This is a genomic window from Lacipirellula parvula, assembly GCF_009177095.1.
Lineage (GTDB): Bacteria > Planctomycetota > Planctomycetia > Pirellulales > Lacipirellulaceae > Lacipirellula > Lacipirellula parvula.
The window spans coordinates 4,862,797-4,885,330 of record NZ_AP021861.1; the positions used below are offsets into that span (position 1 = coordinate 4,862,797).

The 22,534-nt window shown below is 62.7% G+C and carries 18 protein-coding genes and 1 tRNA gene; 11 read left to right on the forward strand and 8 right to left on the reverse strand.

The genetic code is table 11. From position 1 onward, the window contains the following. Window positions 1–99 precede the first annotated feature (99 nt). On the forward strand, window positions 100–1,305 hold the full coding sequence (locus PLANPX_RS19035; RefSeq protein ID WP_152100264.1) for a tyrosine-type recombinase/integrase: 1,206 nt from the start codon (window positions 100–102) through the stop codon (window positions 1,303–1,305). 39 nt (window positions 1,306–1,344) lie between these two features. On the opposite strand, the gene PLANPX_RS19040 is transcribed toward PLANPX_RS19035, so the two are convergent. Continuing rightward, a complete protein-coding gene (locus PLANPX_RS19040) occupies window positions 1,345–3,309 on the reverse strand; it encodes a DUF7453 family protein (RefSeq protein ID WP_152100265.1) in 1,965 nt (654 codons plus the stop codon). 332 nt (window positions 3,310–3,641) lie between these two features. Here PLANPX_RS19040 and galK point away from each other — a divergent pair, with 332 nt between their 5' ends. After that, window positions 3,642–4,862 carry a galactokinase gene (gene galK, locus PLANPX_RS19045; protein WP_152100266.1) on the forward strand — a complete coding sequence of 407 codons (1,221 nt, stop codon included), beginning with the start codon at window positions 3,642–3,644 and terminating at the stop codon, window positions 4,860–4,862. 164 nt (window positions 4,863–5,026) lie between these two features. On the opposite strand, the gene PLANPX_RS19050 is transcribed toward galK, so the two are convergent. The 3 genes from PLANPX_RS19050 to PLANPX_RS19060 form a co-directional block, all read right to left on the reverse strand. Next, window positions 5,027–6,481 carry a sialate O-acetylesterase gene (locus tag PLANPX_RS19050; protein WP_172992182.1) on the reverse strand — a complete coding sequence of 485 codons (1,455 nt, stop codon included), beginning with the start codon at window positions 6,479–6,481 and terminating at the stop codon, window positions 5,027–5,029. Between the two features lie 170 nt (window positions 6,482–6,651). Then, window positions 6,652–7,500: an SDR family NAD(P)-dependent oxidoreductase gene (locus PLANPX_RS19055; RefSeq protein ID WP_152100268.1), complete on the reverse strand. Its 849-nt coding sequence runs from the start codon at window positions 7,498–7,500 to the stop codon at window positions 6,652–6,654. A 166-nt stretch (window positions 7,501–7,666) separates the two neighbouring features. Beyond that, window positions 7,667–8,770, reverse strand: a complete 1,104-nt coding sequence (locus PLANPX_RS19060) for a phytanoyl-CoA dioxygenase family protein (protein ID WP_152100269.1) — start codon at window positions 8,768–8,770, stop codon at window positions 7,667–7,669. A 470-nt stretch (window positions 8,771–9,240) separates the two neighbouring features. Here PLANPX_RS19060 and PLANPX_RS19065 point away from each other — a divergent pair, with 470 nt between their 5' ends. From PLANPX_RS19065 to PLANPX_RS19090, 6 genes are all read left to right on the forward strand, one after another. Continuing rightward, window positions 9,241–10,683: a hypothetical protein gene (locus tag PLANPX_RS19065; protein WP_152100270.1), complete on the forward strand. Its 1,443-nt coding sequence runs from the start codon at window positions 9,241–9,243 to the stop codon at window positions 10,681–10,683. 105 nt (window positions 10,684–10,788) lie between these two features. After that, window positions 10,789–10,977, forward strand: a complete 189-nt coding sequence (locus PLANPX_RS19070) for a hypothetical protein (RefSeq protein ID WP_152100271.1) — start codon at window positions 10,789–10,791, stop codon at window positions 10,975–10,977. Window positions 10,978–11,020: 43 nt separating this feature from the next. Next, a complete protein-coding gene (locus tag PLANPX_RS19075) occupies window positions 11,021–11,242 on the forward strand; it encodes a hypothetical protein (RefSeq protein ID WP_152100272.1) in 222 nt (73 codons plus the stop codon). 718 nt (window positions 11,243–11,960) lie between these two features. Continuing rightward, on the forward strand, window positions 11,961–12,785 hold the full coding sequence (kdsA, locus tag PLANPX_RS19080; protein WP_232536181.1) for a 3-deoxy-8-phosphooctulonate synthase: 825 nt from the start codon (window positions 11,961–11,963) through the stop codon (window positions 12,783–12,785). Window positions 12,786–12,981: 196 nt separating this feature from the next. Beyond that, window positions 12,982–15,192, forward strand: a complete 2,211-nt coding sequence (locus tag PLANPX_RS28130; RefSeq protein ID WP_232536183.1) for a tetratricopeptide repeat protein — start codon at window positions 12,982–12,984, stop codon at window positions 15,190–15,192. 42 nt (window positions 15,193–15,234) lie between these two features. Then, complete coding sequence (locus tag PLANPX_RS19090; protein WP_152100274.1) at window positions 15,235–15,714, forward strand: DinB family protein; 480 nt, start codon at window positions 15,235–15,237, stop codon at window positions 15,712–15,714. 45 nt (window positions 15,715–15,759) lie between these two features. Here the strand turns inward: PLANPX_RS19090 and PLANPX_RS19095 are convergent, their stop codons facing one another. Both PLANPX_RS19095 and PLANPX_RS19100 read right to left on the reverse strand, forming a co-directional pair. Beyond that, a complete protein-coding gene (locus PLANPX_RS19095) occupies window positions 15,760–16,053 on the reverse strand; it encodes a hypothetical protein (protein ID WP_152100275.1) in 294 nt (97 codons plus the stop codon). A gap of 52 nt (window positions 16,054–16,105) precedes the next feature. Continuing rightward, a complete protein-coding gene (locus PLANPX_RS19100) occupies window positions 16,106–16,534 on the reverse strand; it encodes a VOC family protein (protein WP_152100276.1) in 429 nt (142 codons plus the stop codon). Between the two features lie 211 nt (window positions 16,535–16,745). Between PLANPX_RS19100 and PLANPX_RS19105 the strand changes: the two genes are divergently transcribed. Both PLANPX_RS19105 and PLANPX_RS28330 read left to right on the forward strand, forming a co-directional pair. Further along, the gene (locus tag PLANPX_RS19105; RefSeq protein WP_152100277.1) at window positions 16,746–18,485 is read left to right on the forward strand and encodes a porin; all 1,740 of its coding nucleotides are present in this window, start codon (window positions 16,746–16,748) and stop codon (window positions 18,483–18,485) included. Window positions 18,486–18,904: 419 nt separating this feature from the next. Further along, window positions 18,905–20,020, forward strand: a complete 1,116-nt coding sequence (locus tag PLANPX_RS28330) for a PDZ domain-containing protein (RefSeq protein WP_152100278.1) — start codon at window positions 18,905–18,907, stop codon at window positions 20,018–20,020. 204 nt (window positions 20,021–20,224) lie between these two features. On the opposite strand, the gene PLANPX_RS19115 is transcribed toward PLANPX_RS28330, so the two are convergent. Beyond that, window positions 20,225–20,298: transfer RNA gene (locus tag PLANPX_RS19115), tRNA-Pro, on the reverse strand. Window positions 20,299–20,567: 269 nt separating this feature from the next. Here PLANPX_RS19115 and PLANPX_RS19120 point away from each other — a divergent pair. Next, window positions 20,568–21,848 (forward strand): c-type cytochrome domain-containing protein, encoded by a 1,281-nt coding sequence (locus PLANPX_RS19120; protein ID WP_152100279.1) that lies wholly within the window; start codon window positions 20,568–20,570, stop codon window positions 21,846–21,848. Between the two features lie 87 nt (window positions 21,849–21,935). Here PLANPX_RS19120 and PLANPX_RS19125 read toward each other — a convergent pair whose 3' ends face one another. Next, window positions 21,936–22,505: a DUF1572 family protein gene (locus PLANPX_RS19125; protein ID WP_152100280.1), complete on the reverse strand. Its 570-nt coding sequence runs from the start codon at window positions 22,503–22,505 to the stop codon at window positions 21,936–21,938. Window positions 22,506–22,534: the final 29 nt, after the last annotated feature.

The window sequence follows — 22,534 nt, forward strand, 5'->3', positions numbered from 1 at the left end:
CCTATTTAGTCAGTCTCTCGAGTGATTTACACGTCGCCAGCATTCTAATTCCACATCCTGAATAGTGCAATTTCCCCCTAACCCTTTGGAGACCCACCAATGGCAACCCTTTCCGAAGACCCCGGCAAACGGGGCAACACCTTCCGCGTCGGCTTTATGAACGCCGACCGCAAACGCAAGACCGTCCGCCTCGGCGCCATGCCTAAGAAGAAGGCGGAGAACATCCGCGGGCACGTCGACCAGCTAGAGGCGTGTCTCTTCGACGGGAGCGCGCCGCCGGTGAAGACCGCGGCTTGGCTGGCCGACGTGGGCGACGTGCTGCGGGGCCGGATGGAAAAAGCTGGGCTCGTCGGTTCGTCCGAGAAGATCGTGATCCCGACTCTGGTCGCTCTTATCGACCAGTACCGATCGCGGCCGGCATGGAAGTCGCTGAAGCCGGCGACGGTAAAAGCCATTACGCAATCTATTCGCGACCTGCTCCTGTACTTCGGTTCGGAGCGGCGGATTGACCGCATCACCGAACTTGCGGCGGAAGACTTTGCGGCCCATCTACTCGCCCCGAAAGAGGCGGGTGGGCGGGAGCTGGCCAAATCGACCGTACTGCAGATCGACAACTTCGCTCACCGGCTGTTCCGCTTCGCAATTCGCCAACGCTTCATGGACTCAAATCCGTTTGAGAACGCGCCGCGTGGCAACTGCCTCCGGGGAAACAACGTATTCGTCACCCGCGAAGAAGTCGCGAAGGTGATGGCGCAGATGCCGAACAGCGAATTCCGCCTGATGCTCGGCCTTTCGCGGTTCGGCGCCTTGCGCGTGCCGTCAGAGACCAACCGTTTGCGCTGGGCGGATGTCGATTGGGCTGGAAAGAAGTTCCTGGTGCGGTCGCCGAAAACGGAGCGCCACGAGGGCAAGGAAAGCCGCTGGGTGCCGATCTTCCCGGAACTGATGCCGCTGCTCCAAGAGCGATGGGACGAGGCAGGGGAGGGCGAGGAGCTTGTGCTGCCGTCGATCGCCAAACACCCCAACAATTCGGGCACGGTTCGCAACGCCGTCATCCGCGCCGGCCTCCGGCCATGGTCGAGGCTTTTCCACAGTTGCCGAAGCAGCCGACAGACGGAACTCGAGCAGCAGTACCCAACGTATGTCGTCTGCGAATGGTGCGGGAACAGCGTGAACGTGGCGAGAAGGCACTACCTCCAGGTCACGGAATCGCACTTCGCGACGGCGGCGCAAATTCCGGCGCAGACACCGTCCGCCACGGTGCGACACGGCGAGCCAATCGCTTTTGCAGCGATGGCGAAATAGCCGAACTGTCTAGCGTTGTCGCCGCGTGGCGTGTTGTGTCTAGGAGCCTAATGGCTGCTGCACATAGCCGCCGTCGATCGCGAGGATGCCAGTCGAGAGCCCCGGACTCGTCGCACCCGCGCTAATGACTTGGCCCACGAGCGTCCCCTTGCCAGCCAATCGACCGTTTGCAGCCAGGTGAACGCCATCGGTCACCGTGAGAACGCCTGATTCGGGAAGTTCGAGCGTCATTTGCCCCGCGCCGCCCCCGAGAGTTAGTTCGCGAATGGTGACGCTGCCGGAAGGTCCGACGACGGTGGTCGCTTGAGCGCCGACAAGATCGATGCGGTGAACGCTTGAAGGCGCGATGCCGAGCGTCCAGTTGGCTGCGGCGTCCCACTGACCGCCGGTGGAGCTTCGCCAACTCAAATTGGGGGTGTACAGAACCGCCGCCTCGTCCCCGCCGACAAACGTTGCCTTGTAGGCAAGTTGGCCATGGTCGTTGAGTGCACGCTGCCGGCCGTCCCCGCCGCCAGCACCGCCGACGAACTCCAGCGCAGTGATCGTGCGACCAGCCATGACGTCGCCAGTGCGAGCAATGATGCGCCCGTCGCCCGTCGCGTCCATCATCCACAAACCTTGGTTGTTCTCGTCACCGACTCCTCCGGCGCCGTTCTCAAGCGTCGCCGCGAACGCCGCCAGCCCGTCGTTGTTCGAAGCGAGAGCTCCGAACTCGGCGAACTTTGTCGCAGAGGCGCCCGGTACTCCCCCGACGCCAGAACGGGCGATTAGCGCTCCACGGGTCTCGTCGACGGCCCAGATTCCGCGCGAGGTCGTTGGCGTGACGCCGCCGACGCCGGTTCGCAACGTGCCGCTGAAAAGCGTTGGACCTGAATCGCTCAACACCGGCGCGCCGAGTGCGTCGAATTCACTTTGCGGTACGCCGGGCGCCGCGTTTCCGGTCCGCGCAACCAGTTGGTTCACGCCGTTGAACGTCCAAATGCCGCGGTCGTTTGCCGAGGTCACCGTTCCTTGGAGAAGAAGCTCGCCGCTGTAGGCCAACTTTCCGGCGGAGTTAATTCTTGAGTCGCTCAAGCCCCGAAAGGATGCACCGGGAACCCCGGCGACGTTGCCCGAGCCCGTGCGAGCCACGAGCACGTCGCCCGTCGCGCCGCCCGCTCGCCACAAAGCGAGGGAATCGTCTGGCGTGACGCCGCCGGTTCTCGGAAGCATCGTCCCCAAAAACACGGTTTGACCAACGCGGTTCACTCCTTCGACCGAAGGGACTAAAAGCTGTCCGCCGTCCGTCTGCGGAATCGTGCTGGTTCCTTCACGAAGGAGCATCTCCTTCGCGCCGTGGGCATCCCGCCAAACGCCGCGAGAAGATGATGTGTCGACGCCGCCCAACGAACGCTTAAGTCGCGCGTTGTATACCAGAATATCGCTGGACGAGTGGAGTAACAGAAAACCAAACGTGTCGAACTGCGCGCTCTGCAATTGCGGACCAGGTACGACGCCCGTCGTCGCTGTGATCGCCGCTGTGGTCATCGAGCCGTTGGCCGAAACGCGCCAGAGCCCTTGTTTGCCGCCATCGGTGGCGCCGCGGAAGACGACGTCGCCGTCATCGGCAATGGACGCTGCGCCGAATGCCGAGATGCTGCTCCCGTCGCCAAGGTTGCCGGCTCCCTTTCGCACCAATAGTCGGCGCGTGCCGCCGTCGATCACCCACAGGGCTGCGTCATTGTTGGGCTGGACGCCTGCGACTCCTTCGAGCAGTCGCGCTTGCAGCAGCACCTGCCCCGAGTCGTTCAGCGTCGGTGCAGAAACGCCGGCTAACATAGCGCCCGAGCCTCCCGGCTGCAGGTCGCCGCTCATCGCGATGATCTGCTGTTCGCCGAGCGCTGACTCGACGCCGCACGCGAATGCCAAGACCGCCAAGGCAATCGTGGCCGCTTTCCTTGAGAGTGAACGAGGCGACGAAAACAATCGACGCAGCACCATGCTGCGCAACAAACGAGGGCTCATGTAGTGACTCCATGGAGCGCACGGCTTGAGCCTTCCATGGAGCGTACAGAGAATCCGTCCGCAACGACAAAACAGATCGTCGCCGCTTATTTGAGATTGCCAGACTAGCGGCCTATACGCCATATATCAAATGGTTTTTAAGGATTTTCCTGAGAAATCCCTTGATGCTCAAAAAGCCGCAGAAGTGCAGGCCGTTTGCAATATATTGCCCGTCGTTGTGAGGTTTCTTGCAGTCGTTTACCATACTTCGAAGGCAAAATGGTCCGCAGTGGTAGTGCAAATCACTCATTCAACGCGACTGAAAACGTCCGCGACTCCAGGCAAAACACTCGATGTCCTCTTCCTCCGCTCCGACGCACCAGGACGAATTCCAGTCTCCCTCGCTGCCCGACCAGGTCGCCGCTGCGAAGGGACGCTACACGGAAGTCTTCGGAAATCCACCCCATTGGGTCGTCGCCGCTCCGGGACGCGTAAATCTCATCGGCGAACACACCGACTACAACGCCGGCTTCGTCTTCCCGCTTGCCATCGAACGGTACACGGTGATCGCCGCTGGTCGGCCGCTGAAAACAGCTGCCAGCGACGCTGTCCGCGTTCACAGCACGCTGTTTGATGAAACGGCCGAGTTCTCGTTGAGCAACCTTGAACCCAAGCGTCGCGATTGGACCAGTTACCTCCGCGGCGCCTTTGCCGGTTGCATTGAGCGCGGGCTCCATCCCGGCACGCTCGACCTAGTCGTCGACTCGAAGGTTCCGCAAGGAGGCGGGCTCTCCAGCAGCGCAGCGCTCGAAGTCGCCACGGCAACGCTGGTCGAAGCGGTTACGGGACGCACGCTCGATCCAGTCGACAAGTCGCGGCTAGCGCAAAAGGCTGAACACGAGTACGCCGGTATGCCGTGCGGGATTATGGATCAGTTCAGCTCGGCCCTCGGCGCCGCCGGCAAGCTGCTGCTGATCGATTGCCGCACAGAGACGGCCGAATTAATCCCGCTCGATGATCCTGGCGTCGCGGTGCTGGTGATCAACAGCAACGTGAAGCACGAACTCACCGGCAGCGAGTACCCCGAACGCCGCGCTCAGTGCGAGCAGTCGGCCAAGCTACTTGGCGCCGCGACGCTCCGCGACGTCAGCTCGGAGCAGTTGGAAGCAAACCGTGCGAAACTCGATCCATTGCTTTATCGCCGAGCGCACCACGTGGTCGGTGAAATCGAACGGACCACCCGCGCTGCGGCAGCACTTCAGGCGGGCGATTGGCCGTTGGTCGGCGAGCTGATGTATGCCAGCCACGCCTCGCTGCGCGACGACTTCGAAGTCAGTTGCCCGGAGCTCGACGTTCTCGTAGAAGCCGCCCAACAAATCGGCGCCGAGGGAGGCGTCATCGGCGCCCGCATGACCGGCGGCGGTTTCGGCGGCTGCATCGTCGCGCTCGTCCGCGCGGGACGGGAACGCGAAATCGCCGATCGCATCGGCGCCATCTACCTTGAACGAACTGGGCTCACGGCGACGCCATTCGTGACGAAACCGGCTCGCGGGGCGCACATCGTCGAAGGGTAGGGGAGCGCCTGCGCGGCATCAACCCGCGAAGGGTGTCATGGCCGCAGCGGCACTCCACACTGCCCCTCAGCGCTGCTGAAAAACCACCAAGCCGAAACCAGGGCAGCATGCTCACGCCTAGAGGGGCGAGAGCATGCCACCCGAGATTTCTTAGCGGTCACTCGCTACTTCTTTGATCGGAACGGCGAAGCCGGCAACCCTTCGGCGTTGAACAGATTCCCTTCCGGGAACGCCGCCCAATTGTATCGGACCACCTTCGGCTCGTTGACGCCATCGGCCGAGACAACGACCTCGGCCCCTTCGATCACCGCGTTGGCGGGCACGAACTTTCCGTCGTCGCCGGCCACCTCAAAACCCTTGAGGGCGCCATCGGCCTTCAAGCCGCCGCCGATTTCCGCGAAGGTGACGTGGGCCTTGCCGTCAGTGACCTTCAGTTCCTTGAACATTGGCCCCGAATAGACGAGGTCTTCGCCGTAGGCAACCTTGCGAGCGGCCAACGCGAGCCGCTTGCCGACGTCTTGCTTGTTGCGCGGGTGAATGTCCTTGCGGTCGCCGATGTCGGTCGTCACGGCCATGCCGGTGTTCGGCGACTCAAGCGTTTCGACCTGGGCTTCACGCAGCGGCGGCCAGCTGTCGCCGCCCGGTTCGAAGGCGGCGAGTTGCACCAACAGGAACGGGAATTCGCCCTGGCCCCAACGATTCCGCCAGTCAGCAATCATCAGCTTCGAGAGTTCAGCGTACTCCCCATGCCGACCGGCGTTGCTCTCGCCTTGGTACCAGATGGCCCCGCGAATGCCGTACGGAATCACCGACGACAACATGCCGTTGAACAACGACGCCGGCTGATCTTGCGGACGCTCTTGGCGGTGCTTCTTCACCTCTTCGGTAGTCGGCTCCTGATCGGCAGCGGCGACCGCTGGTTTGAACGTGTCGCTCGACTCGAGCGCCTCGCGGCTTACCCAGGCTTCCATCTGCGTGCCGCCCCAATTGCAGCCGATCAGGCCGATCGGCACGTTTAGCTCTTTGTGCAAATCGCGGGCGAAGTAGTACGCCACGGCCGAAAACTCAGTGATATTTTCTGGCTTCACTGGCTGCCAGCCGGCCGACTTGAACGAGTCGAGCGGCTTGGCCGAGGTGACGTTTGGCACGTCGACGAACCGAATCTCCGGCCAATCGGCCGCGGCGGCTTCGCTCTCGGCGTCCTTCGACGCTCGGATCGGCCACTCCATGTTTGACTGTCCTGAAGCGACCCACACGTCGCCCACGAGGATGTCGGTCATGTGAGCCGTTTCGCCATCCGACGCGACCGACAGTTCCAGCGGTCCGCCGCCCGCCTTGAGCGGGGTGAAGCTCACCGTCCACTTGCCATCTTTATCGGCGGTGGCTTCTTTGGTTTGGCCGGCGAGCTTCACTTCGACCTTGGCTCCCGGCGCCGCGGCGCCCCAGATCGGCAACTTGATGTCGCGCTGCAGGACCATGTGATCAGAGAAGATCGATGCGAGCGAAAGTTTCTTCGCAGTCGCCGTCTCGGTGGTCGCTTGAGCGAACGATTGCGAGCTCGTTGCCGAAATCGCGAGAGCTACCAATGCCGAGACGAAAGCGCGTGCCGCTACATTCATGGCGAGAACATCCTCGGGGCCGAACAGTGGAAAATGGCTGGTCGCCGAAGAGTCGCACGAGCGCGATGACCAGCCGGCCCGCATTCTAACAGGTCCGGCAGCGAGAAGAAAACTAGCGCCGGCGAGGCGATCCGCTCGAAAAATAGAGGCTGACAACGCAGCTCGCGGAGCTACGCAGCCCGGCGGCGTTCATCCGGCGTCGCGACGCGCGGCGCGTCAACAGCCCTTTTGCGCCGACGGAAGCGATTCCCGAGATCGAGCAATCCGGGAGCAAACCGCTTCACCCAGTAGGTGAGCCGCGCGTAGGGCTGCATCACCACGACCGCCTGATTGCGATAGATGGCTCGCACGGCGCGGTTGGCGATTGCCTCAGGAGTCGCCAACAACCACGCGGGCGGTCGTTTGTTCTCTCGCAGATCCTCGCCTCGCGGCGCCGCAGCGAAAAGGTTCGTGTCGACCAACCCGGGGCAGAGCGCTGTGACGCCGACGCCTTGCCGCCCGAACTCCGCGCGAAGTGATTCGCTCAAGCCCACTATCGCAAACTTGCTCGTCGAGTATGCAGCGACGCGGCTTAGGCCCACGAGACCGCAAATGCTTGCCACGTTGAGAATGTGCGACTCTTGCCGCGACAGCAGCGTCGGCAACAGTTCGCGAATGAACTGCACGGGAGCGTGCAGGTTGATCGCCAGGAGCTGATCCCAATGCTCGGCCGACATTTTGGTCGTGCGGCCGTAATAGGTGATGCCGGCGTTGTTCACCAGCAGGTCGACGCCGCCCCACTGGTCGAGCAAGTGTGCAATGGCCGCACTCACCTGCGCGGGCTGCCCGACGTCGCAATGGCGACCGATTACCTCGACGCGACGCTGCTTCACTTCCGCGACAACGCTGGCCAACGCGACGGCGTTGACGTCGAGCAGGTAGAGGTTCGCCCCTTCCTCGGCAAGCCGCAGCGCGATCGCGCGGCCGATGCCCGAGGCAGCGCCAGTGACGAGTGCAGATTTTCCGCGAATCTGGCGCATGCTAGCGAAGGCCCCCCGGCCCAAAGCTCCCACATCGAGTAGATCGTCGGCTATCTCTATTTCGGCATTCTGAACCAACAAAAACAGCCCCGACCATAGCTTGGTCGGGGCTGTTTCGTTTCCGTTATCCCCGCCCTCGAAGGGACTCGAAGGGAGGAGACATGCACTAGGCGGCCTTACGCAGCGGCAAGCCTTGCGAATCGTACGACGGATCCGCCAGCTTCCGCGTGCGGCTCAGCATGTAGCGATCCTCGCCGCGGAGCGAGACGACGCCCCAGTTGTCGAGGTGGTACTTGCCGCCGTTGTACACGCTGCGGTACTTCTTCACGCCGGGGTACACCGCGAGGTTGGTCGGAACGGCACGCAGGTTGAACGCCAACCGGTGACGGTCGGTCGTGTTCGCTTGCGAGCCATGGATGCAGCGTTCCATGAAAATAATGAACTGGCCCGACTTGCAAGGGACGCGAACGACCTTGCTCGGGTCGCGATCGTATTCAAGGGAGTAGGCGGCGTTGTAAAAGCCTTCTTCGCCGCCGAACTTAACCGTGTGAACCTGCTTGTGCGAACCTTTCACGAAGTCCAAGCAACCGTTCTCGTGGGTCGCGTCGTCGACGGCGATCCAAACCGTCAGCTGGAAGATTTCATCGCGGTTGGCCGGATGAAGGGCCGGAACCTGATAGTCTTCCACCATAAAAGTGCTAGCTTGGTGGAACTGAATCGCCGGGGCCTTCGGCGGCTTATGGAACATCTGCGTCCGCCACACGTTGAGGTCCGGACCAAGAATCTGGGCCAAACGCTCGGTGATCGCCGGGTGCTTCATGTAGCCCCACAGGCGGGGATTTTCGAAGTGACGGTCGCGCGGCGTAACGAAGCCGTAGGTTTGCGACACCGACTTCTCCGCGTCGAGCATGTCTTTGCGGAAGTCGGCCATTTCTTCCGGGGCGAACGCGTCGAGCGGACCAATGAAGCCATCTTCGTAGAACTTACGCAGTTGCTTCTCGGTGAGGCGCCACTTGGGGTCGACGACGACCTTCGGTTCGCAATTGGCCGGCACTTTGAATTCGCACGGCTGATCGATATAAGCGCGGGTCAGGCCCGAGCTGATGAGAACCCAGTAAACCTTGAAGTCCCAGTTCTTAATGATATTGCGAATGTCGCGGGGCAGGAAAAACGTCGGCAGCCGCGTCGCCTTATACGCCATCAACAAGGTGAGAATCGGGAGCGCGATTGCCCGTTGCCAAAGCGGCCGGACCTTCGGATGGAGATTCATGGACTTCGCTTCCTTGCGAAAAGTGGGGGGAGAAAAGACGCCTGCCCATCGCCAGCGATGCTATCACGCGACCTGGCCGCCTAGGCAAAATTTTCTACATGAATCAACTATCGGAGGATCGGTTGCTTCCGATTCAATGATTTCCCCCGCAGTCAGCCTGATGACGCAAAACTGTATGCGGCGGGTGCAAAAAAGCATCTCGATTTGCAATCTGCCGGCGTAAAGCAGCTCGTAGGCTCAAGCTCCGGCAGCGCTGCTATCAATATTGCCCGTGGAAATCCACGCCGAAGCGCTTCTCGGCAATGCTGGCGCCTTCCACACAGACCTGCCCCGAAGCGCGTAGTCATTGATTTCCGCCCAAATCACCAAAAAGCTATCCGCTTGGCGCCAGTCTTGTTACAATCGGCCCCGGATTGTTGCCCGCAGGAAGCACTCGGGGCGCCCGCATCGTCTCTCCTGCGGCCCGGCCGATGTCCAATTCTCCCGCCGAAGGCGCCTCTGAGGCCGAACTGCGCAGCTTCGTTCTCGAAGTGACCGCGCGGCAGCCCAATGGCGTCGCTGATGCAACCGATGCGTCGACGTCTCCGCTTAGCATTCCGACGGCTCAGTCGGTCGAAGTGAAGCGCCGCCGACCTCGAACCAATAGCGTTACGTCGCCAATCGCGAGTGATGCAGAAGCGACGCAAGAAGCCGAAAACGTCGGCGTTCGGATCGACGCCGCGGCCGATGCTTCGCCCGTGCCTCAGCCATCGCATACCGTCGCCTCAGCCCCTAAGTCCGCGAAGGCTGAAGCGAACTCCATCAAACCGACAGCAGCACCAGAACTCATCCGACCAGTCGAGCCCATCGCTCCCGCTCCACCTCAGCGTTCGCTCCCCGCTTGGTTCGCCAGCCTCAGCGTCCACCTGACGATGCTTGCGGTGCTCGCCACGGTTAGCCTCGCTACCGTCGATCCGCCGCGCCAGCTCGAAATGATCTTCGACTCCGCGCCAGCCTCTGAGGTGGAAGAAGTCGTCTTCGAAGAGCCTGCGGAACCGATCGTCGATGCGACGGCAGACGTGGGTGCACTGGTCGCCGACGAGATCCCCTCGGAAGTGATCGACCCCGGTGCAGCCGCATTCGGCGGCTTCTCGCTCGACGAAGGCCTCGGCACGGGCCTCGATACGCCGGGCGGTACGGCGCCCATTGGCACGCCCGGCGGGGGCGGGCTGCTTGGCGAAGCGGGATCGCTCCTCGGCGCGGCCGGCGGTACAGGAACTGGAACCTTCGGCAGCGGCCTGGGCGCGGCGCCAACCGCCAAGTTCTTCGGCGCCGAGATAGCTGGGCGCCGAATTGTCTTCGTGCTCGACAACTCGGGCAGCATGCAGGGGGGCCGACTCGAAACTGTGATCGCCGAACTGCTTAACTGCCTCGATCGCCTCCGCGACGACCAGGAGTTTTACATTCTGTTCCACAGCGACGCCGTCTATCCGATGCTCTATCCCGATCCGATCGATCGCTACCTCCGCCCGACCGACGCGAACAAGCGGATGGTGGCCGCGTGGCTCGACACGGTCGAACTCTGCCTGGGAGATTCGGTCGAGGACGCGATCAACGCCGCGGCGATGATCGAACCCGACACGGTCTTCCTGCTGAGCGACGGCCGCATCCAGGGCGACAACAAGTTCCGCGTGCTGATGAACGGCAACGCCCGCAATTTCCCGATCCATACGTTTGCCGTCGGCATGAACGGCAGCGTCGCGGGCCGCAAGAATCTGCAAATGATCGCCGACGCCAACGGCGGTGATTTCACGGAGTCGGCAATCCCGCCCGAGATGCGCGACCTCTCGCGCAACCACTTGCGGCCATACCACAACCAGACGCCCGGCCTCGTTTGGGGCCGCAACGTCAAACCGTTCAAGTTCGGCAAGTGACCCTCGTTCCCACGCTCCGCGTGGGAACGCCTACAACGCCGCTCCGCGGCGCGCAGAACAGGCATGCAGCCGACGAAAAGATCGCCGACCCGCTAAATTATCCGTATGGACGACGAAACTAAGACGCTGCTGCGAGAGATCCGCGATCTGCAGCGTGAGCAACTGGAACTGACGCGAAAAATCTATTCCGGCGTCCCGCCCTGGCTGAACTGGCATTTCAGCCTCCGCCAAGTCCTGATCGTGGTGACGGTCGTGGCAGTCGTGCTGGGCACTCTCGTCATGGTGAACCGATGAAAGCCCAGCGAGAAAGATGGCCGCCACAAGCTATAATTCCAGCATGAAACGCCTACCCCCTCGACTCCGCTGCGAAGTCTGCGGCGACATCGCGACCGTCCTCGCCGACAATCTGCGCGTCTGGAACGAAATCTGCGCCCTTCCCAACGGCGATCCACGCCGCGCTGAAGGAGTCTGGATGGACACCGAGTGCCCCAACTGCGGCATCAATCGCCAGGTGATTTACCCGCCGGAGAAGGAAGACAACCGCGAGATCATCTTCTAAAAGACGAACCACTAAGACGCCAAGGCACGAAAGAAATCACGAAGAGCGCCGAACTCAATTCTCTCGGAGTTACTTCGTGCAGCTCTTAATTCCTTCGAGCCTTCGTGGTTGGCATTCCCACCAGCGCAAAAAAAGCGGGCCTCGAACGAGTCAAAGACACTTTGACTGCGACAGATCGGTCAGGGGCAAGTGAACCGATCCGCCAAAACTTCGTTCGAGGCCCCGCGGGCCAGTGAGATTGGGTCGCCCGGCAGCTTTCACCGTCAGGCGACGCACCTATTAGATGCACGCGATGTGCCAATGCTTGCGCGACGTCGCGCGCCGCGCGTCGACGCGTCAACGCAACCGCTGCTCGCTACTCGCTTTAGCGTGAGACAAAAGAAACGTATTCAACGCTTTACGGCGGCAAACGCCTACCAGCAACTAGGCGATTTCGCTACGGCGTTCTTCCCCACCCTGTCTCGTCCCGCCGCATTCGCACCTCGCGTTTCAATCCGGGGTCAAACTCCACCGCTTCGCGTCCCAAGTTGAGATTGCTCGTCGCCAACGGCCACCGTAAAGTGATTCCAGCAGGCTCCTTACAGCGTTTGGTAAAATCGCCAAACCCTCATCTCCTGCTGACCGTAAATAGGAAGCGGGCTATATTGCCAAGCTTTCGCCGCCCGCGCCATCGCCGCTTGCGGCTTCGCCTCCATCGTCGTCCGCAGGAATCGTCGCCGTGCCCCACAATCCCGCCCGCATTGGTCCCTATCTGTGCGGCGCCGGTCAGCCCCTCCTGTGGATCGCCGGCCCCTGCGTCCTCGAAGATTTCGGCGCCGCCCTCCATATCGCGGAGGAACTGAAACGCATCGCAAGCGCCGTCGGCGTGCAGCTCGTCTTCAAGGCGTCGTTCGATAAGGCCAACCGCACGAGCGTCAATTCATTCCGCGGTCCTGGCCTCGCCGCCGGCTTGCAAATCCTTGCCGACGTCCGCGACAAAACCGGCTTGCCGATCACCACCGACATTCACGAGTCGTCGCAAGCCGCCCCCGCCGGCGAAGTGGTCGACGTGCTGCAAATCCCCGCCTTCCTGGCGCGACAGACCGACCTGCTCGTCGCGGCTGCGCAAACCGGCAAGCCGGTCCATGTGAAGAAGGGGCAGTTCATGGCCCCCAATGACATGCGGCATGTGATCACGAAGCTAGGGGAGGGGGGCTGCGAAGACGTCCTCCTCTGCGAGCGCGGCACCTTCTTCGGCTACGGCCGGCTGGTGAGCGACATGCGTTCGATCCCGCAAATGCAGGCCCTAGGCTGCCCGGTGGTGTTCGACGCCACCCACAGCGTGCAAGAGCCAGGCGGCCTCGGCGATAAGACGGGCGGCAACCGTGCGATGGTTGAACCGCTAGCCCGCGCCGCGATGGCCCTCGGCGCCGACGGCCTCTTCACCGAAACGCATCCCGAACCCGACAAGTCGCCCAGCGATGGCCCCAACATGATCCCCCTCGGCGAAATCGAAGCGGTGATGCGGCGACTCCTGAAGATCCGCGCGGCCGCGCTTGGTTAACGTTCCGTTTGAACCGCCAAGACGCCAAGAGCGCCAAGGAAAAATACATAAGAATGCTGGAACCGCGGATGAACGCCGATGAACGCAGATAGGATGGGGATCTGTTATTTTTCACCTGCGTTTATCTGCGGTTTCCAGTTTCTTCCTTGGCGCTCTTGGCGTCCTTGGCGGTTAAATCTCTTTCATTCCTAACGACATGAAAAATAATCCCTGGGTCTGGATCTCCGCCGTCGCGGCCGTGGTCGTCACGGCGCTGATCGTTTCCAGCGCGAATCGCTCCGCTCCGACTCGCGGCCGCACGCTGGGGCGAGACAGCGTCGACGGCGGGGCTTTCCTCCGCAGCGTTGCCGCGACGCTCAACGATCTTGCCAACAGCGTCGACCTGGAACTCCAGCCCGCGCAGCCGATTCTCACGGCCTCAACCAGCAGCGACGGCAAGGAAGTCCTCGCCACTGTCTCCGAGAACCCCGCCTCTCCCGACGGCCAGTACAACTACCTGCTCGCCAACAGCGGCAATGCGAACTTCCTATCCGTCGGCGTCGAGCCGGGCGACATCGTCCGGTACTACGTCAACATGGATGAAGAGTCGGCCGAGCGCGGCATCGACCAGAAAGCAGCCGCGCTCGAACTGCGCGTGCGCCGCCTCGATTCGCGCGATCCTGAAAACGCCCTCATCATCGAAACGCCGCTGAACGGCCCCTCGCCGACGCCGGCCCGCGTTGAAATCTGGCGCTATTCCGACAAGCGCATGGATGCGATTCGCTCTGCTCTCAACCGCTATAACAAGCTTCGTTTGCCGGCGCTCGGCTGGGAACCGGCTCCTGACCTCGGCGCGTTGCAGCAGATTGTCGAACGCGCGAACCAATGGTTTCGCAGCCGCCCGCTCGCCGACAAAGACTGGAAGCGCGAACCGCTGCTCGTCGGCGTCGTCGCTGAACTCCCGAAGCCGACTACCGAGCCACAACAACGCGCTTTCGCCAGCCTGGAAAAGATGCTCTCCACCGAGGAGCTGCGCGACGGCGTTTTCGCCGACTGGGAAGGCCGTGCACTTGCCGAGGCGGTATGGGCCCGCGACGTCGCTCTGTGGGCCCGCGGCACGGCCGACACCGACGAGAAGGTAGCCGCCGCGCTGTTCGACTGGACGGTTCGCAACGTGCAGCTCGATCCCACGCCGACGCTGTTCGCCGACCGGACCGCGGGCGGCGAAAACAAAACCGAGGCCAATGCAGAACCGGCTGACTCGATCCACCGACCATGGCAAGCAATGGTGTTTGGCCACGGCAGCGCCGCTCACCGCGCGTGGGTCTTCGTTGAATTGCTGCGGCAACAAAACATTGCCGCGGCAATCATTCGCCCGTTGGAAGGCGATCCCGCCAAACTGCCGCTGCTCGTCGGCGTCTTCATCGGCGACGAAGTGCAGCTGTTCGATCCGCAACTCGGCTTGCCGCTCCGCAATAAGGACGGCGGCGTCGCCACGCTCGCTGAAGTCTCCGCCGACGACTCGCTGCTGCGTCAGTTCGACGTCGACGGCGAGTACGCCTACGGCGCCACGGCTGAACAAATGGCGGGGGTCGAAGCCTTCATCGTCGCCAGCCCGCTGCAGCTCTCTCGGCGCGCCCAGGAATTAGAGAAGGCACTGGAAGGCGAGAACTTCGTTCGCCTTGCCGCCGATCCGCAGGCCGTCGCCGCTCGCCTCGCGAAAGTCCCGCAAGTCCAACAAACCAAGTTGTGGACGTTGCCCTACCAGTCGTACCTCGACGAACAAACAATCGGCCCGAATTCACGCGAGCTGTCGATCAACGAATTCGCGCCGTTCGCCGAGCGCCCGCTCCTGTGGAAGGGACGCGCGCTGCATCTGCAAGGCAACAAAGGGATTCGCGCCGAAGAACGGAGCGACCCGCTTGCTGAAGCACGGCAAGGCCATCTTGAAGCGCTGGTCCTCTACCAAGACGGCTCTGTTCGTCCCAGTAATAAGAAGCTCGACGCATTCGACGCGCTCAAGGACGCGAAAGGACCAGTCTACTCCGCCAGCAAAGCCGCAGCCGGGTATTGGCTCGGCCTGTTGAGCTACGACCGCGGCAACTACGACGTCGCCCTCGATTGGCTTGGCGAGCGCACTCTCAATCAAGAGCGCTCCAGTCGCTGGGCTAACGGCGCTCGTTACAACCTCGCCCGCACCCATGAAGCTCTCGGGCATAACGACGAAGCAGTGAAGCTGCTGCAATCCGACCCGAAGGATGCCCCGCAACGCCACGGCAACTTGCTGCGGGCGAAGCAACTTGCCGCCGGGGCCCCCGCGGCCGATGAACCGGCTGACGCGGCAGCTGAAGAGGCGGACGCTGAGCCTGCCGCAGATTCAACTTCGCCCGAGCCAACGGAACCCGCAGCAGACGCCGCCACGAAGTAATGCTCACTGAGTTACCAGGCTCGCCTTGCGGAACAGCATGCCATGAACGTCGATCTCACGCCCACGCTCGTGGAGATGTACCGCGAAACGTTCGAAGGCGAGGTCCACCCTGGCTGGACTTGGATCGTCGGCGGCGCGCCTGAAGAATCCGTCCTTGGCACGCTGCAAGCGCTCACCGCCGAGCAAGCCTACGCCGAGCCCGCGTCCGGCCGCCAACCAATCGCTGCCCATGCAAACCATCTCAAGTACGCGCTCGAACTGACGCTTCGTCGCCTCCATGGGGAGAACCCGCCGACCGACTGGCCCGGCAGCTTCAACCCCGGCCCCGCGTTGCCTGCCGCTTGGGAGAATCTGCAAGCCGACTTGCGGCAGGCCTACGAGGGCGTGCTGGACTTCTTCAACGCGCTGCGCGACAAACCGATCGCCGAATGGCAACCGATCCATGCCGTCGGCCTCTCGGCGATGATCGGCCACAACGCCTACCACCTCGGCGCTATCCGGCAGCTGCTGCCACGTTCGTGATACGTTCGCCCATACTTTACCCGCAGGTATCAGTTCTCCCTGCTCCTACTCCCGCGGAGTAGCGTCCACCTGCGGCCAGCGTTCCCACCAGTGGTCATCCACGGCGTGGTCGCGTGGGCCGTGATACTTCCAATGGACCGCTTCTTGGAGCGTGAGTTTGCGAATTCCACAATTCGAGATGCTGCATCCCGAGGGTGTTCCGTCGACGAGCGAAACTCCGTAGACGCCGTCCAAATCTTCCGGCGAATTGCCTTCGATGCACAGGCAAGGATGGAAGCGACAATCCTCGTAAAGTTCTCCCGGCAACAATTCGCCCGGTTGGCTGATCAAGGTTGGCATCGCTTACTCACGTAGTAATCAGTAGAAGACGGCGGTTGTGATCGGAGCGAGTTTAACCGCCTTCCCCCGGCACCATCACCATCCAGCCGACGCCGAACTTATCCGTCAGCATCCCGTACTTCGGCGACCAAAACGTCTTCGCGAGCGGCATCGTCACTTTGCCTCCCTCCGCCAGCGCCGCAAACGCCCGTTCCGCTTCTGCTTCGCTTGCTGTTTGAAAGACAAGCGCGAACCCTGCGAACTTCGACTTGTCGTCGCACCCGTCGGAGCAAAGGACGCGCGTCTCGCCGACCGTAAACTCCGCATGCATCACCTTCGTCTCGAACCCGGGCTGCAGCATCCCCGGCGGCGGCGGGGCAGGGCTCTCGTTGAACCGCATCAGCATCCCCGGCTTCGCGCCGATCGCCGATTGGTAAAATGCAATCGCCTCGTCACAGCGGCCGCTGAAGAAGAGGTAGTTCAACACTTGGGGAGCGCTCATATCGGCCTCGCGGAGTTAGAAGCGTGCCAGTTGATTCGTCTTGCTAGCATTCACAGCGACCGATCTTAGCTGAATTCATCCGCGAAATGAATTCTCCGAGCGATTTAATGGTCTCGCCTCTCTAACAAAACCGAAAGAAAGAAAACGGCTGCGTTTCGTTGCAGCTCGCTCTCATCGCACGACTCTTCTTCCTCATCTCAGCATACTGCTCATGCTCATCTGGATGCGAACCCGCATCTTGCTGGCGGCGCTTTGCGGCGTCTTCGCGGTTGCGGAACTGCGCGCCGAAGAAACGCCAAGCGACGTAACAGGGCAGGGGAGTTCCACCGCAACCTCCGCCGCAGAGACGAGCGAATCGCCTAGCACTCCGCCGCTTGTCACGCTCCCGCCGATCGACTCAGCGAGGAACGCTCCGCCGGTTGCGTCTCCCGCCGGCGTCGTGACGCCCGCTGCGGCCCACCAGCTCGTCAACCCGGCCGACCCGTCAGCGTCGTCCGATCAACTCCTGGTCCCCACCGAGCGTCTCACCGCGCTCGAAGATCGGATCCAACAGCTCGAACAAGACCTCGCCACGCAACAAGCCGAATCAGCTGAAGTCGAAAAGCTCGACGTCGACAACCTCATGATCCCCAGTTGGGGCCGCGAAGGCTTTCAAGCCGAGTCGCCCGACAAAGAATTCAAAATCCACGTCGGCGGCCGCGTGCAACTCGACGGCGTCGCCCTCTCGGCGCCCGACCTCGTGCTCGGCGGCGTCGGCGATCAGGACGCTGTCGACTTCCGCCGCGCCCGCATCCGCATCGACGGCACGATGTATTACACGATGCAGTGGGCCGCCGAGTTCGACTTCGTCAACGCCTTCGACGCCGATCCCACGAACCCCGCCGACTACGTCAACGCCTTCGGCGGCGACGCGATGCACACTGTCGTGCCGACCGATCTGTGGTGGGACTTCAGCGAGATGCCTCTGCTCGGCAATGTTCGCATCGGCAATCAAAAGGATCCCATCGGCCTCGAGCACATCCAAAGCAGCCGCTTTCTCGACTTCATGGAACGCTCCTACCTGCAGGACGCCTTCTTCGGGCCGTTCAACAACGGCTTCTCGCCGGGCATCATGGTTCACAGCTACAACGAAGCTGAAACGGTCACTTGGCAATACGGCATCTTCCGCAACACGCAGAACTCGTTTGCGTACGACATCGGCGATAGCCAGTACGCCGCCACCGGCCGCATCACCTGCGTCCCATGGTCCGACTGCGACGATCGCGAGCTCATCCACCTCGCCGTTGCCGGTTCGTACCGCGGCCTCGATCAGGAAGAGGAAGTCTCGACCGGCAACATCCGCGTCCGCAGCCGCGCGTCGCTCCGTAACGGCCCCGGCCCGCTCAACCCAACGATCGCCGACACCAACTTCGCCGGCCGCATCTTTGCTGACAACCAGTTGCTGCTGAACCCCGAGTTCGCCTACGTCCACGGCCCGTGGCTCTTCCAGAGCGAATACTGCGGCGGCTGGATCAACGGCGGCACGTTCACGCCGATCGGCGGCGCCCCCATCGACCCCGGTCAGGTCTTCTTTCAAGGAAGCTACGTCAACGTCCTTTACTTCCTCACCGGGGAGCACCGCGCCTACGACCGCCACGAAGCCCGCTTCGGCCGCGTGATCCCCAACGAAAACGCGATGCGACTCCGCGACGGCACGCTCACGGGCCTAGGCGCCTGGCAAATCGGCGCCCGCTACGGCTTCCTCGACCTCAACGACGCCGGTATCGCCGGCGGCTACATTCAAGATTTGACGCTCGGCCTCAACTGGTTCCTGAACCCGCACGCGAAGCTGCAGTTCAACTACATCGCCGACCACGTCGACAATCGCCTCCGCAACAACGCCGGCGTCGTCACTGCGGTGAACGACGCCTTCCTCACCGGCTTCGGGGTGCGGTTCGCTTGCGATTTCTAGCGGCAACCGACGTCTGAACGGCGGTATTAAACTCTCCGCGAAGTCGAAGCCGCGATTTCATCAAACCAGACTGACGACAGGCGTCGTCCATCTGATCCGCGCGCAGCCGCACTCAAGCCGGTCGGACCGGTAATTCCGCCTTGGCGCTTCTGCGCGTCTGCCGACCATGAACATGGTTGCACGACGCTCATGCTATCGCGCTTCGCTCGATTGAGCATGAACGCTAAGCGCTCACTCGTCGCACGTCGCCATTTGAACGGTCGGAAGCCCCCTCCGCATTTCAGTGCGGCATAGCCGTTGCTCCTAATGAAAACGAACTGATGTCGTGCATCAGCTCGTGTGAAGCTTGCCTCGCAATCGACAGCGTGCAAGACGGAACAATGCAACAGACCAACGACAACGACTAGGGAGAAGCGGCGATGAAATCGAATACGACCAAGCGACTAGGATTTATCTTCGCGGCTGCAGCCGCCCTGCTCATGGCGACGCCCGATTCCGCCTTCGCGCAACGCGGCGGCGGCGGTGGGCGTGGAGGCGGCGGACATGGAGGAGGCGCCCATGGCGGTGGCCCCGGTCGCGGCGGCGGTGGAGGGGGCGGCGGTTTCCACGGCGGAGGTGGGGGCGGCCCGCGCGGCGGTGGTAACCACGGAGGCGGCAACCACGGCGGCGGAGGTCCGCAGGGCCCATCCGGACCAGGCGGCCACTCTCACGCGAACCCAGGCGGGCCGGGCCGCGGCCCAGGGAACGGCAACCACGGCGATCCTCGCGGAGGGCATGGCGGTTATGGAAACAATTGGAACTCCGGCCCAGGCCGCGGCCTCAGCAACTTCTACGGCGGCAATTTTTATCGCTCGCCGTACGGCTATGGACCGAACCGTTACGGATCAGGCTACCGCGGCTACGGCAACTTCGGTCGCCCTGGCTACGGCATGGGCCTAGGCGTCGGCTACGGAAACTACGGCTACGGCTACTTCCCTTGGTACGCCGGACTCGCCGCGTACGGACTCGGCGCAGGACGGGGCTACGGCAGCGGCACGTTCATTGGGCAAAGCTACTCGACGAACTCCGCTCCAGTTGTGGTTGAGCAAGCCCAGACGGCGCAAAGCGTCGCAGCGGAGAACGACTATGTGCCGCAGTTCAACGACACCGTCGCCGAGCTTGGCACGCGCGTCGACGGCGGCGCGGCCTTGGGCATCACCATGGATCCGGAATACCCCAACGCGGCTGTGGTCAGAACAGTGACGCCTGGCAGTGCGGCGGCGAAGGCTCGCCTGCAGCCTGGGGACATGATCGCGTCAATCGACTCGATGCAGATCAGCAGCCCCACGGATGTGACGAACCTGATCGGAAGCATGCAACCGGGCGCCCGAGTCGGAATCCAGTTCGTGCGTCCGATTTTGCGATCGGAAGTTAGAGAGGCGGCGCCCGAGCGATTTCAAGCGCCTGCTGCTGTCGCGGCGCAGCAGCCCGAAGCCGCGCAGCCAACGCCCGTTCCTCCGTCGGCCCCGCAACCAGAGGAGCTACCTTCGCAATAGTTCCACGAGCGTGAACTAGCCGGCGGTTCGACTTGAAGCGTGTGAGCCCGGGACTCTCAAAAGGAGTTCCGGGCTTTTTTGCTGCACCGCTAACTGAGGCGATGCTTGTCCCCGCCTTCGCAGGAAGCCAACCGGAAGCGTGCAGATTTATGTCTACGTAACAAAAAATGGGGGCTCCGGATCACCGGAACCCCCATTCAAAAGTCGGGCCGACAGGATTCGAACCTGCGACCTTTTGACCCCCAGTCAAACGCGCTACCAGCCTGCGCTACGGCCCGAACTTTTCTAGAAATCCCTCGACCGGCCGGCTCGCAGATCCAGCCAGCGAAGGACGGCCCAGCACGGAATGCCGGGCGGCGTGTAGTCCGGCTAGTTTATCAGCGGCCCGGTTTGCCGGCAATGGAGGGCTGCCGGCGGGTGTTTTCGCCAGCGCAGGGCGATTACAATCGGTCCATGCCTCAAGCGGCCCCTTTTCCGAGGTAACTTTCAGATAACCGCCTCGCACCGGCCGTTCACTCGCCTTCGATTCGCCCCGGAGCCGTTCATCATGCGTCGCCCCGTTCGTCTTCGCGTTTGCTTCTTGCTTGGCCTGCTATCGCTCCCCGCTGCCGCTCGCGGCGACGACAAGATCGACTTCGCCACGCAGATCCAGCCGATTCTGGTCGCCAAGTGCGCCGGCTGCCATGGCGAAAAGAAGGCGGCCGCCAAGCTACGGCTCGACTCGGCCGACCAGATCAACGCCTTTGGCGAGAAGGACCACCTGCTCGTCGCCGGCAAGCCGGATGAAAGCGAACTGTACCAACGGCTCGTCCTGCCGGCCGACGACAAGAAGCGGATGCCCAAGGGCCCCGACGGGCTCCCCGACGCAGAGATCGCGCTGATCAAGCAGTGGATCGAGCAGGGCGCCGTGCTGGCCGTGGCCGCCGCGGCGACGCCAGCCCCCGCTCCCGCCGATGCCCCGATGGCTGCGGACGAAGCCGCGAAGAAGAAAGCGGCCGAAGAAGCTAAGGCTGCGGAAGCAGCGCTGAAGGCCGCCGACGAAGCGGAACTCGCCAAGGTGACGGCCGCCCCGGCCGAAGCCATCGAGAAGGTCAAGCAAGCCGGTGGCAGCGTGATGCCGCTCTACGGCGAGAGTCCGCTGCTACAAGTGAGCTTTGCCCGTTCCGATTCCCCCGCAGGCGACGCGGCCCTCGCCGCGCTCGCAGGCGTCGCCGACCAAGTGGTGTGGCTCGACCTGAGCGGCGCCCAAGCGACCGGCGCTGGCTGGGGACAAGTGGCGGCGCTGAAGAACCTCAATCGCCTCCATCTCGAAAAGTCTAGCGTCGACGATGCGAGCCTCGCCGGGATCGCAGCACTGCCGCGGCTGGAGTACCTCAACCTCTACGCCACCGGCGTTACCGATGCGGGGCTTGAGCATCTGAAGGCCGCCAAACGACTCCGCAAGCTCTACCTATGGCAAACAAAGGTCGGCTACGATCCGGCCCTCGCGCTGCAGGGGGCGACGCCTGGCCTCGAAGTGAATCTCGGCTGGGATCACCCTGGCGTCGTGAAGGCGCGGCTGACGAAGGAACTCGAAATCGCCAAGAAGTCGGTCGAGGAATCGACCGCCAAGGCGACCGAAGCTCAGAAGACGCTCGAAGCGGCCAACGCCGAGAAGACGGCCGCCGAAGCGAAGCTGAAGGAAGTCGACGACCAGCTGAAGGCGCTCGAAGCACCACCGGTTGCCGAAGCGACGACGCCGGCCGCAGAAGCGGCCGCCCCAGCGCCGGCGGCTGAAGCGGCGCCTACTGCGGAAGCAGCTCCAGCCGAGCAAGCCGCGGCGAAATAGCGGCGATCAAACGTGCCGTTCGCCAACTAGCCCCGGGCTCCGCCCGGGGGTCGCCTTCCATTCCGATAGGCTGCGTCGCGCGTTGTGCTACCCCCGGGCGGAGCCCGGGGCGAAAAAAGACGCGCTTCCCCACGACTGCTCGTTGTACGCTGCCGATCCCCCACGGGGGATGGTGAGCGTCGTCCACTGCTCGCCCGCCCAGTGCCGCGCTAGGATCACGATCTGCCCCACATGGTACGAGGCGTGCGCCAGCGACCGCTGAATTGCCAGCGGCACGGAGTGGGACTCGCCTCGAACAGCGACTGTTCGCTCCAAATCAGTCGGCGAGAGCGCCGCCAGCGTCGTAAACAACTGGTTCCAAGCCGCGTCCCACGTGGCAAGCAGTTCCGCGCGTCCGACGTTCGCATCGACAAACTCGCGGTCGCGGTTCCGCCACGGCTTTTCGCCGTCGCTCGTGAGGAAGTCGGTCCAGCGCGAGGCGAGATTTCCCGACAGATGTTGCACGATCAGAGCGATCGAGTTCGTCTCGGCGTCGAGCGTGCGATGGAGCGCCTCGTCGCTCACTTGCACGATAGCCCGGTCGGCCAACGACTTGTGGTATTGAAATGATAGCTGCGTTGCTTCCAACCAATGCAACGCGACGGCGGATGAATCCATTTTCGACCTCGACGATGCTCGGCGTTTTT